Below are 11,487 nucleotides of genomic sequence, written 5' to 3' on the forward strand. Positions count from 1 at the left end.
GATTTAATCAAGGAGAACCAAATGTCCCGTCAAGTCATTCATACTGAAAATGCCCCTGCTGCTATCGGCACATATTCTCAAGCCATTTTAGTGGGTAATACATTATATCTATCAGGGCAAATTGGTTTAGACCCATACAGTATGGAACTCGTCGACGGTATTGAAGCTCAAATCCGCCGCGTATTTGACAACCTTAAAGCAGTTTGTGAAGCCGCAGGTGGCTCACTTGCAGATATTGCAAAACTCAATATTTTTCTCACTGATTTATCTAACTTCCAACTTGTAAACCAAATCATGGGTGAATATTTTGCTCAGCCATATCCAGCTCGCGCTGCACTTGGGGTAGCGAGCTTACCCAAAGGTGCATTAGTTGAAATGGACGGCATTGTTATTATTAATCAATAAGATAACAATTTAATTCTTAAATATTTAGTGAAAAACGTAAATACCACCGTGCTTAAAAATCTGGACAACTCTCAGATTTCCGCTTAGGTGGTATTTTTTTATCCAAAATCCCAATAAAGATAAATGAGATTTTAAATGAATTTCATTGACAAACGATAATAATTATCAATAATATCAATTATCGCATTTATATTTGGGGATCACTCCCATGTACGTTTGCTTGTGTCGTGGCATTACAGATCAAGATATCAAAGACGCTATTGAAAATGGCGCTGAAAGCTATCGTGAAATTCGCGATTTGCTTGATCTTGGTACTTGCTGCGGACGCTGTGCACCAGAAGCACGTGCTATTATTAGTGATGAATTAGCTGAAATTGCTGCACGCATTTCGGTAGCTGCATAATAAAAATTAGTATTTAACAGTTAATTATTGACTCCTCCACCGCTTTTTGCGGAACGTTCATTGTTCCTCATTCAAGCGGTTTTTTTTGGAAGGAAATTCACCTTTACTAATATTGTGTTGTTTTTGATTGCGATTTTCATTTGCTGTTCTATAAATTACTCGCCATCTCCATGATTGTTCACTAAAATGAACTCATAGATTGCCTTAATTGGATTAAGGCAGAAATTGTTTTGGAGTAGCTACAATGAAAGGCAATCGTGATGTGATTAATCAGCTTAACCAAGTGCTGTATCATCATTTAACTGCAATTAACCAATACTTTTTACACTCTCGCATGTTCAATGACTGGGGTATTGAACAACTCGGTTCTGCTGAATATAAAGAATCAATTCGTCAAATGAAGCATGCTGACAAAATTATTGAGCGTATCTTATTTTTAGAAGGCCTTCCAAATCTTCAACATCTAGGTAAATTATATATTGGTCAACATACAGAAGAAGTTCTGCAATGTGATATTCGCAAAGTGAAAGAAAATATTGAAGCTATTCAAAAAGCAGTCGCTTTAGCTGAAACAGAACAAGATTATGTAACGCGTGATTTAGTACAAGAAATTCTAGAAAAAGAAGAAGAATATTGGGATTGGTTAGACACTCAAATTGACCTTATCGGTAGCGTTGGTATCGAAAATTATATCCAGAGCCAAATGTAATCTTGCATAAAAAATCCCCTTGTAGTGCAAGGGGATTTTTTTATTTATCTTTTAATAATTCCGAAAGTGTTGTGTGCTGCCCATAAAGGTGCTGCAAAATAAATATTTGTTGCTCTGCTTGATCTACTTTTCCATTGTAAGCAAGTAACTGAGCATATTTACGCAAATTATATGGAGTTGCTTTGTTCTTCACAAAATTTCCCCATTGAACTAATTCTGCTTCAGATAAGGATACATTAGGATTAAGTGCAATCCACTTTAAACGCTGATCAAATTGAGTTAAAACAAAAATTCGATCGCTTCCCATAAACTCAGCATTTGGCTGCTTATTTTTAAATAGTAAATTACTATTCATGACATATACGTTGTAATCACGCCAAATTGCGATTATAAGCACCAAGCTTATGCCCCATACTAAACGCAGAAGGTGTTTACTTAGTACAACGCCTTTCAATATCGGAGACTGGGCTTGAATTAGCCCCAATAAAAAACCACATGTCAGCAAGAAATAAGCATAACGCTGTGGAAATTCTAACATCGCATGAATAAGTACTGTACAGACCATCATAAACGCGATAATTGAGATCGTTTCCTTCGCTTGTTGATTTAACCAAAACAACCAACATGCAAAGTAAACAATCATCACTGTACCAATTGGAATACCATTCCAAATAATAAGGTCAAGCAGCACATTATGAGCGCTGGTCGTCCACTCTCCTGTCGGGAAAAGAGCATAAGCGGACATTTGAGCAACACTGGTTTGATTCCAGCCATATCCCAGCCACGGATGTTGCTGTACAGCGAGTAACATTTGGGTCCAGATATTAAAGCGTAAGTAACCAGAGCTTGCCCGTTCAGCCAAGCTACTCGCCTGAGTTATATCTGTATGTGACCATGTTTCAATTAAGCTTGTAATAAACGGCAAAACCAAACCAGCCATTAAAAAAAAGCTAGCACACCAAAGTAGGCCTTGAAATAACCCAAAACGCTTAGGTTTGTTAAATTGTTTAACAGCCCAATAGATAAGTAAAAACGGCAAAACAATCCAAGAGGTTCGTGATTGACTCAGAACAACTGCAAATAAAATAGTTAGTGCTGATGGTAAGAGCAACCAAACTGAAGCCTTGTTCTTTTCATATAAATATAAGCACCCTAATAACCCCATAATGAGAAATGTTGCCATATTATTCGGTTGGCCAAAATTTCCGTATGGACGATTACCTATTAAATGCAGCATGTGTGCAAAATGTGTATCAACGTTTAACCACTGACAGATTGCAATAGCGCTTGTTGCAACTGAAACAATAACAGTAAGAAAACTAAAACCTATAAAAATCTCATCTCTTTTTTGTGGCTCTAATGATAGGTTATAGCCCGCTACAACCATAAACCAGAAGCCTAAAAAATAAAGTGAACTTAACAAAGCTGTACTAAAATCAAAAACTAATCCCAAAGCCCACTGCACCACTGGAATTAAAATAAATGGTAACAACAATAATTGTGCACGAGGAATTTTAATATTTTGATGAAAAAGCACAGCTAAGACACTTAGACCTGCTGCAAAGGTACTCATTTCGCTAGAAAACATCACCCAAGGGTTATAGTGAAATGGCGATAGCCACGCAAAACCCAGCAGAATTGCTGCGAGGAACAGAAAGAATACTTGCATAAAGACAGGTTATAGGCCAAAAACTTGAGAAGGATTATACATGGAAGAAAGTGAGAAGAATTAGCTTGTATATGTATCTTCTCACAAGAGGTATTAACTTATTTCCATGGTCTCAAGTCTACAATTTTAACCACTTGAGCTGAGTTTTTATCCATTAAAACAACCATATCTACAGCATTGGCTTTTAAAGGAACCCATGCATTCGCTTCTGGATATTTTCTTAAGATATTTTCTACATCTCGTTTAGAGTTAAATTTCTCTAATTCTTTTAAATTTTGAACTTTATGCTGCATAAGTGACTTAACTTGAATTAAATCAATATAAAGTTCTGGTCGTTGAGCAGAAGAAATTCCACTAAATATTTCTTCAAACATACTTTTGCTACGTTCTTCTTTATTTTTTGGTATTTCAACAGCAGCAAATTGGGGATTAAACCAAGAAGGGTATCGAAACTGTGGCTTAGTTATTTGAAGATTGGTGTCAGTAATTTCATTATTACGTACAAGTTCAAAACGATCTACGTTATAAACTAACCAAGCAGGCCGACCTTGAGCAATGCTATATAAACCATACCCTAAAGCTAAAATTTGAATAAGAATAATTACAGCTAAATCAAATTTAAGTGTTTTTTTTGCCTCTTTATATACAAAAAAACTTAAACTAGGGCCTAATATAACATCTATCACTATCAGCATTATAAAAATATGAATAACACCAACAGCTTTAGCTAAAGGTTGCGGATACCAAACAAAAAACAGCCACAGAAGAATTAAAAAAGCGAACAAGAAAGAAATTAGCAAATGGTACAAAAAGAATTTAGATCTCATTGTTAACAATTTTTTCATAGTTTCATTTCCCCGTGTTTTTCCAACCAAATATCAATGAGTCATTGACTTGATATAAAGATTCTGTACTAAATTTCTTATGATGTAATTTTTCAATAATCAATAAATGCTTTTTTGCTTCATGAAGCTGGTTATTTAGAGCAAGGGCCTGTGCATAACGGTATAAAGCAGTTGGTGTAGCATAACGATATGATACTGATTTCATCCACTTTAATTCATCTTTTGACATATTAGCTACGGGAGGAGTACGAATAAATTTCAGTTGGTCTCGAAGTTGACTAAGTAATAAAATTTTAGGAGCTGATCGATTAGCATGAATATTTCCAATATTAAGAGACTCAAAACGTGCTAATTGAACATCTTTTTCTATCGCTCTATATTCTAAAAAAATCCAAATATATAAAGAAAAAGCAGAAACTATAAACATAGAAAATAATTTATTATTCACACTTATAGTTTTCGTATTATTATTTTCGCTCTGTACCAATCCTAATAAAAATCCAACTGGTAAAAGAAAAAAGGCATATTCCAGCGGAAACTCTAACATTGCATGAACTAAAACTGCCCCCACCATAGATAAAGCAGCAAAAGCTTCTATAGAAATAGCTAGTTTACTTAATTGATATAACCACCACCCAATAAAACCAATAATTAGTATACCTAATGGTATTCCATTCCATATAAATATATCTAATATAATATTATGACTATGTTCAACCCACTCATGTGTTGGATATTTTAGAAAAACTGATAATTGTGCGACACTTACCTGATTCCATCCATAACCAAATAAGGGTTGTTCTTTTATTGCTATTAGCATCTGTTTCCACATTGGAATACGTAAATAACCAGTTGTAGTACGAGTTACAATATCAGCTGTGCCGATTACTCCTAATGAGTTTGAAATTTCTGGCAAAATTAATATAAAAAATATATAAATTATTAAAAAATAAAACATTAATCTTTTGTTTAATCTTGTTTTCAGGTAATTATTTTTCCAAAACCACCAAATTATAAAAAGTGAAATAAAAACCCAAGATGTACGCGATTGAGTTAATGCGATACCAAACAAAATAAAAGTACCAATTACAAAAAGACCACTTTTATTAATATATTTTTTTTCAAATATATATAAAGCTGATATCAATCCCATTGAAAGAAAAGTTGCGCACGTGTTAGGTTGAGCAAAATTAGCATAAGGTCTAGATGATTCAGATAGATCAACTACCCATATACTTCCATTACTTAATAACAACCATTGATTCATCTCAATATAAATACAGATTAAACTATTAAGTAAAATGAGAAAAAAAAACCATTTATAAATTTCTTTATTTTTTCTCCCTAACAGAAAACCATATAATAAAGCGAGCACAAAACCTAATATATAAATGACTGTTATTAAGGCATCTCCAAAAAAAAATATCTTACCTGCCATGAACTGTAAAATTGGAATAAAGGCAATTAAAGATAAATATATAAATGGTACAGGAAAAAATATTATTTGTTTTTTTTTAATAAAAACTATACTTAATGCCAATAATGCTAATAATGTAAGAAAATCACTATGTGCAGTAAGCCAAGGCATATAATGGTTAGGAATCAACCAAGCAGCACTCATTAAAAATGCTGCAAAAATAAAAATATATCTTACTAACATAATAATTTCTTATTTAGAATAAAAAGAAAGGGATGTATAAACATCCCCTCTATACTGTTAGGCTAGTAATTAAGCACCACGGCATGAACCTGGTAAAAATTTTGTAGGCATTCCAGTTGCACCAGCTCCTGGACCACATTTCCATGCACCAACAGAAGTACCAATATTTGTACTTGTCATAGCAGTACCATTAGCTAAAGTTGGTGTCATAACAATCGTACTACTTCCAGCAGCTTTTAAAGATGCATCGTTTGTAGTTGTTACAGTAATTACACCATTTTGATCTGTTTGTACTTGCTGTACATATTTAGAAGCTGCACTTGTACCTGAACCAACTTCACACCCCCATCCATTTGCTGCTGGTAAAGAACCACTTGCTGATTGATAAACTTCAGTTACAGTTGTACGGCATGCTGAACCTGCTAAAATTGCTTCAGATACTTTTGCACGAACTGTATAATCTTGATATGCAGGTAACGCGACAGCTGCCAAAATACCAATAATCGCAACCACGATCATAAGTTCAATTAATGTAAAACCTTTTTGTGCATTCATAGCCTTTTCCCCAAAGATTGTATATATGTTTTTATATAAGCTTTTTAAGCTACCAACTATATAGCAGCAACCATGCCAACTTTTATTTTCATTAAAAAACAGCAAGTTAAGATTTATTAAAATTAATTTTATTTATATATTAAGCACATAACTGACAAAAATTGTCACTCAAATTTTATTAGGATTGAATCACTAATAAAAACTACTTCACATCCTATTTCTTTTTTTTACTCTTTAATGTGACAAAAATCTCTTTAAAAGCAGCTAAATAGATGACAATTTTTGTCAACCACCTTATTTGGAATAATTTTTAAAAAAGCTAATTTTTTAGGCAGATAAGCTAATTAATAATAATCGGCGCATTGCCCAATTCATCATTTTGATCTGGCATATTCTCATCGTAAAAACGTGACATCACATCACCAATTTGCTGAACCCCAATTACTACAGCTTGTAGATACTGTTTTTGTTTGAGCTGTTGAACAATAGACTTACAAATCTTTTGCCACACTTGATCAGTCGTCGCGTTTCTAATACCGCGGTCAAATATGATTTCTACTGTTCGCTCACATAAATTTAAATAGAGCAGCACACCGCTATTAAGCTCAGTATCCCAAACCCCAAGTTCTGCAAATAATTGCTGTGCCCTTAAGCGCGTATTTTGTCTATAGGCTTGTGAACAAGGAATATGCCCTTCTATAACGACTTGTATTTCACCAACATGACCAAGTTCTGCTTTTTGAACAGCTTCAGCAATAGCTTCTTTATCCCTTTTACTAAAATAGCGGCTACTAGCAGGGAAATAACAAAGATGCTTAAACCAACGTTTTAAACTTGGCTCTATAGATTCCTCAATTTTGGGTTGAGTAATAATTTGTGTTGTTTCTGATGTTGTTACCATGAGCCTGAAGCACCTCCACCACCAAAACGACCTCCGCCGCCACCATAACCACCGCCTCCACCACCAAAGCCACCTCCGCGTCCCCCCCCACCAGAACCACTTAAAATAGCCTGTAAAATAAGTTGGGCAATTGAGGTAATGAGTAAAAAGAAAATACCAAATCCAAGTAGTAAACTAGTAACCACACCAGCACCGTTTACAAAGCCTGCTACCGCGGCAGCAACACCTGCTGTAGAAGCACTAAGAGGTCGTCCAACAATAAACGAGCCTACAATTCCGGCAATAAGAATAAACAATGCCATCGTCAGCGTTGTTTGTTTGGCTTGTTGTTCTTCGGCAGCCTGATGTTGGCGCTCTTTTAAATCTTGAGCAGCTTGCTGAGCAACTTCCGGATCTAGATTTAAAATTCTTGTAATTTCATCGACACCAGCATTTAAGCCTTGTGCATATTGGGCTTGTTTAAAGTAAGGTGTAATTTGATTTCGAATAATTCGGCTTGCAACGATATCTGGTAATACGCCTTCTAAACCATATCCAGTTAGAATTTGTATTCTATGATCATTAATTGCAACTGCGATAAGCAGCCCATTATCACGTTTACTTGAACCAAGTTGCCATTTCTCACCGACACGCAAAGCGTAATCAAAAATATCTTCTTGGCCCGTAGTCGGTACAATCACAATACCTATTTGTGCCTTACCTTGCTGATATAAATTTAAAATTTTCTGGTTAAGTTGCTGCTTTTCAGCTTCACTTAAAATATTGGCTTGATCAATAACAGGCTGATTTAATGTAGGTAAACCACGAATTGATTCACCATCAGCCATGTCATTCGCAACCTGAGCTTGAGGCACGGCACTTGAAGCAGCCTGCTCATTTACTTTAGGCTTCGATGCTTGAGCTTGCTGCTGCTGAATAATTTTACCAGCCACCACAGTGTCAGTTTCATCTGTAGCGGTGGCAATATTATTCTCACTCCAAGCCGCACTCTGAAACAGTACACTACAGCAAAGCACAATTAAGGTAATAACGAATACCTTAATTTGCTTAAACTGAAGCAATATCGTATTTCTCATACGGCACTTCCTTGATTTAAATTAATCAAAAGAAACTTTTGGAGCCTGTTGAGCCGATGCTTCCGCAGAGAAATTAGCTTTCGGATGCATACCAATCACTTTTGCTGTTACAGCTTGTGGGAACTGACGGACATAAGAGTTATAGTCCTGAACAGTTGTAATATAACGATTACGTGCCACAGCAATTCGGTTTTCTGTACCCTCAAGCTGAACCTGTAATTCTTGGAATTGAGTGTTGGCTTTTAAATCTGGGTAATTTTCTGAAACAGCAATAAGTCGAGATAGTGCACCTGTTAACTGGCTTTGTGCTTGTTGATATTTTTCCAGTAACGCCGGGTCTTCTAATACTTCTTTATCAACTTTCAAACCTGCAACATTTGCACGTGCTTGAGTGACTTCTGTTAATACTTGCTCTTCATGTTTAGCATAGCCTTTAACCACATTTACAAGGTTTGGTACCAAATCTGATCGACGTTGATATTGGTTTTGTACTTCAGACCACGCCGCTGTTACAGCCTCATCTTTGACCTGTAAAGTATTATAGCCACAGCCGGAAAATAGTAAGGTGCTTGCAAGTGTTGTCGCGATTACCAGTTGTTTAAACGTTTTCATCGTCACTTCATCCTCAAGTTTTTCTTTATATTTTTAACCTCTTGTCTCGATTGTATGATGAATTTGGCATTATTGTGTTGCTTTTATTTTATAAATTTAAAAAACCGGATCTTTAAATCCGGTTTTTATTTTAGCTTGGTCGTTGCATTGTTTCTTCTTGGAAACTTGTCATTTGATATTCACCAGCCAAATAGCTTTTCCAGTAATCGACCATATGTCCATAATCTGTTTGACTTGGATGAAAGTCCTTTTTGTAATAAACAAAATATTCAGGTGTAAGTTGTATAAGCATTTTAACAAGCAAATATACGCCAAAAATATTTCCACCTATTTTAGGTAAGCTTTTCCATTTATCTTGCCAAAATAAACGAGTTGTCCCATAGAAAGCGAGACTTGCAAATCCTGTAGTGACACTACGCATTAATAATCGGCGAATACGGTCATCTCCATAGACATGTTGATAGACATCAAATGCAACTGAACGATGTTCAATTTCCTCGATAGCATGCCAAACCCAAAGTTTTAGAGCATCTTGATCTAAAGTTTTTAGTAGTTCGGGATGCTGTAAAATATATCCACCAAGCAAAGCCGTAAAATGCTCAAATGCACATGTCAGTGCCAGCTGTAGCTTAGGTGGAATTGTTCTTAAATATTTATCACGTTCATTTAGCCACGCTTGAAAACGATCCAAATTATAGTCTTCACGGCGCCAAGCCTCATTAAATTCACCATGCGCTTTCGAGTGCATTGCTTCTTGCCCAATAAAAGCTGCAATTTGTGCCTGTAGTTGAGGGTCTGAAACTTTGTCGCGCACATTACGCACACTATTTACAAAAAACTGCTCTCCTACTGGAAATGTTGAAGAGAGTGCAGTTAAAAAATGAGACATTAAAGGCGAGTTCGCAAAATAATAGCGCGTGATTGCTTGAGGATTAAACTCAAGGCGACGTACTGTAATACCCAACGCTTTTCGACGATTTAAATATGATTTTTCTGACGTCATACCTGCGATGTTCATACTCAACACCTACTGTATTGAAGAAGGAAGCTTTGAGTATGTCTTGGGATTTAAGCACTAAAAAGGGCAAAAAAGCTTATTGTATTTGCCAAAAATGTCAAACTGACTAATGGTAGACAATAAAAAAAGCCTACTTGAAGTAGGCTTTTTGAGTGATTTAACAAATTAATTTATTAAACACCAAGGTAATCTAAAATACCTTCAGCAGCTTGACGACCTTCCCAAATCGCGGTCACAACAAGGTCTGAGCCACGTACCATATCACCACCAGCAAAGATTTTCGGGTTTGATGTCTGGAATTTGAATTCTTGTTTTTCAGCTGCAACAACACGGCCTGAACCATCAAGATTGATATTCACATTACCAAACCAGTCTGCTGGGCTTGGACGGAAACCAAACGCTAGTAAAACTGCATCAGCTGGTAAAACTTCTTCAGAACCCGGAATTGGTTCTGGGCTACGGCGGCCACGACTATCAGGTTCACCCATTTGCGTCGTTACTACTTTTACGCCTGTTACTTTACCATTTTCACCAACAATCTCGATTGGTTGACGATTGAATAGGAATTTCACACCCTCTTCGTAGGCATTTTTCACCTCACGTGCAGAACCCGGCATGTTGCTTTCATCACGGCGGTATGCACAAGTTACATCGTGAGCACCTTGACGCAATGAAGTACGGTTACAGTCCATAGCGGTATCACCACCACCTAAAACAATAACTTTTTTACCGTCTAAGCTAATGTATTCACTTGGATCTTTTTCCCAACCTTGGCAACGATTTACATTCGAGATCAAGAAATCAAGCGCATCATAAACTCCATCAAGGTCTTCTCCAGGGAAGCCACCCTTCATGTAGGTATAAGTTCCCATACCCATGAATACTGCATCATATTCTGCAAGTAATTCATCAATAGTGACATCTTTACCAATTTCAGTATTTAAACGGAATTCAATGCCCATACCTGTGAAAATTTCACGGCGGCGTTTCATGACATCTTTTTCCATTTTGAATTCTGGAATACCAAATGTCAGTAAGCCACCAATTTCAGGACGTTTATCAAATACAACTGGCTTAACACCACCACGAGCTAAAATATCTGCGCAGCCTAGACCTGCTGGGCCTGCACCAATAATTGCAACTTTTTTACCTGTCCATTTCACATGTGACATGTCTGGGCGCCAGCCCAAAGCAAAAGCTGTGTCATTGATGTATTTTTCAGCATTACCAATAGTTACTGCACCAAAACCATCATTTAAGGTACAAGCACCTTCACACAAACGGTCTTGTGGACAGACACGACCACATACCTCTGGTAAGGTATTTGTTTGGTGACAAAGCTCAGCAGCTTGGAAAATTTGACCTTCAGCAATCAGTTTTAACCAGTTCGGAATGTAGTTATGTACTGGACATTTCCATTCGCAATAAGGATTACCACAACCTAAACAACGGTGAGTCTGATTAGTGACTGTTTCCGAAGTAAAAGGCTTATAAATTTCCACAAATTCTGCTTTGCGGACAGTAATATCTTTTTTCTCTGGATCTTGGCGTGGTACATCCAGAAATTGAAAGTCATTATTTAGGCGTTCTGCCATGTCTCTCTCCGTGGGTAGGCGCGGATTTCACTGTTGCCC

The 11,487-nt window shown here is 36.4% G+C and carries 12 protein-coding genes; 3 read left to right on the plus strand and 9 right to left on the minus strand.

The window, feature by feature from the left end:
• The first annotated feature begins 21 nt into the window (after window positions 1-21).
• The 3 genes from AC056_RS11075 to bfr all read left to right on the plus strand — a co-directional run bounded on the left by AC056_RS11075 (window position 22) and on the right by bfr (window position 1,517).
• Window positions 22-405, plus strand: a complete 384-nt coding sequence (locus AC056_RS11075) for a RidA family protein (RefSeq protein WP_002051728.1) — start codon at window positions 22-24, stop codon at window positions 403-405.
• A 208-nt stretch (window positions 406-613) separates the two neighbouring features.
• The gene (locus AC056_RS11080; RefSeq protein ID WP_004705220.1) at window positions 614-808 is read left to right on the plus strand and encodes a bacterioferritin-associated ferredoxin; all 195 of its coding nucleotides are present in this window, start codon (window positions 614-616) and stop codon (window positions 806-808) included.
• Between the two features lie 244 nt (window positions 809-1,052).
• Window positions 1,053-1,517: a heteropolymeric bacterioferritin subunit Bfr gene (bfr, locus tag AC056_RS11085; RefSeq protein WP_000678123.1), complete on the plus strand. Its 465-nt coding sequence runs from the start codon at window positions 1,053-1,055 to the stop codon at window positions 1,515-1,517.
• A 40-nt stretch (window positions 1,518-1,557) separates the two neighbouring features.
• Here bfr and AC056_RS11090 read toward each other — a convergent pair whose 3' ends face one another.
• From AC056_RS11090 to AC056_RS11130, 9 genes are all read right to left on the minus strand, one after another.
• The gene (locus AC056_RS11090) at window positions 1,558-3,186 is read right to left on the minus strand and encodes a PglL family O-oligosaccharyltransferase (protein WP_077163631.1); all 1,629 of its coding nucleotides are present in this window, start codon (window positions 3,184-3,186) and stop codon (window positions 1,558-1,560) included.
• 98 nt (window positions 3,187-3,284) lie between these two features.
• On the minus strand, window positions 3,285-4,031 hold the full coding sequence (gene tfpZ, locus AC056_RS11095; protein WP_039250513.1) for a TfpX/TfpZ family type IV pilin accessory protein: 747 nt from the start codon (window positions 4,029-4,031) through the stop codon (window positions 3,285-3,287).
• Window positions 4,032-4,035: 4 nt separating this feature from the next.
• Window positions 4,036-5,691: a PglL family O-oligosaccharyltransferase gene (locus AC056_RS11100; protein ID WP_077163632.1), complete on the minus strand. Its 1,656-nt coding sequence runs from the start codon at window positions 5,689-5,691 to the stop codon at window positions 4,036-4,038.
• A 69-nt stretch (window positions 5,692-5,760) separates the two neighbouring features.
• The gene (locus AC056_RS11105; protein ID WP_039251115.1) at window positions 5,761-6,246 is read right to left on the minus strand and encodes a pilin; all 486 of its coding nucleotides are present in this window, start codon (window positions 6,244-6,246) and stop codon (window positions 5,761-5,763) included.
• 340 nt (window positions 6,247-6,586) lie between these two features.
• Window positions 6,587-7,147, minus strand: a complete 561-nt coding sequence (locus tag AC056_RS11110) for a TPM domain-containing protein (RefSeq protein ID WP_039251113.1) — start codon at window positions 7,145-7,147, stop codon at window positions 6,587-6,589.
• A complete protein-coding gene (locus AC056_RS11115) occupies window positions 7,141-8,223 on the minus strand; it encodes a TPM domain-containing protein (protein ID WP_039251111.1) in 1,083 nt (360 codons plus the stop codon). Before AC056_RS11115 ends, AC056_RS11110 begins: the two co-directional genes overlap by 7 nt.
• A 21-nt stretch (window positions 8,224-8,244) precedes the next feature.
• On the minus strand, window positions 8,245-8,835 hold the full coding sequence (locus AC056_RS11120; RefSeq protein ID WP_002051712.1) for a LemA family protein: 591 nt from the start codon (window positions 8,833-8,835) through the stop codon (window positions 8,245-8,247).
• A gap of 130 nt (window positions 8,836-8,965) precedes the next feature.
• Window positions 8,966-9,853 carry a metal-dependent hydrolase gene (locus AC056_RS11125; RefSeq protein WP_077163633.1) on the minus strand — a complete coding sequence of 296 codons (888 nt, stop codon included), beginning with the start codon at window positions 9,851-9,853 and terminating at the stop codon, window positions 8,966-8,968.
• Between the two features lie 173 nt (window positions 9,854-10,026).
• The gene (locus AC056_RS11130; protein ID WP_019457868.1) at window positions 10,027-11,448 is read right to left on the minus strand and encodes an FAD-dependent oxidoreductase; all 1,422 of its coding nucleotides are present in this window, start codon (window positions 11,446-11,448) and stop codon (window positions 10,027-10,029) included.
• Window positions 11,449-11,487 lie beyond the last annotated feature (39 nt).

The organism is Acinetobacter genomosp. 33YU (assembly GCF_001990725.1).
Taxonomy (GTDB): Bacteria; Pseudomonadota; Gammaproteobacteria; order Pseudomonadales; family Moraxellaceae; genus Acinetobacter; species Acinetobacter seifertii.

Coding starts and splice junctions, on each gene's coding strand:
- AC056_RS11075 (WP_002051728.1), top strand. CDS start 22: ATGTCCCGTCAAGTCATTCATACTGAAAATGCCCCTGCTGCTATCGGC.
- AC056_RS11080 (WP_004705220.1), top strand. CDS start 614: ATGTACGTTTGCTTGTGTCGTGGCATTACAGATCAAGATATCAAAGAC.
- bfr (WP_000678123.1), top strand. CDS start 1,053: ATGAAAGGCAATCGTGATGTGATTAATCAGCTTAACCAAGTGCTGTAT.
- AC056_RS11090 (WP_077163631.1), bottom strand. CDS start 3,186: ATGCAAGTATTCTTTCTGTTCCTCGCAGCAATTCTGCTGGGTTTTGCG.
- tfpZ (WP_039250513.1), bottom strand. CDS start 4,031: ATGAAAAAATTGTTAACAATGAGATCTAAATTCTTTTTGTACCATTTG.
- AC056_RS11100 (WP_077163632.1), bottom strand. CDS start 5,691: ATGTTAGTAAGATATATTTTTATTTTTGCAGCATTTTTAATGAGTGCT.
- AC056_RS11105 (WP_039251115.1), bottom strand. CDS start 6,246: ATGAATGCACAAAAAGGTTTTACATTAATTGAACTTATGATCGTGGTT.
- AC056_RS11110 (WP_039251113.1), bottom strand. CDS start 7,147: ATGGTAACAACATCAGAAACAACACAAATTATTACTCAACCCAAAATT.
- AC056_RS11115 (WP_039251111.1), bottom strand. CDS start 8,223: ATGAGAAATACGATATTGCTTCAGTTTAAGCAAATTAAGGTATTCGTT.
- AC056_RS11120 (WP_002051712.1), bottom strand. CDS start 8,835: ATGAAAACGTTTAAACAACTGGTAATCGCGACAACACTTGCAAGCACC.
- AC056_RS11125 (WP_077163633.1), bottom strand. CDS start 9,853: ATGAACATCGCAGGTATGACGTCAGAAAAATCATATTTAAATCGTCGA.
- AC056_RS11130 (WP_019457868.1), bottom strand. CDS start 11,448: ATGGCAGAACGCCTAAATAATGACTTTCAATTTCTGGATGTACCACGC.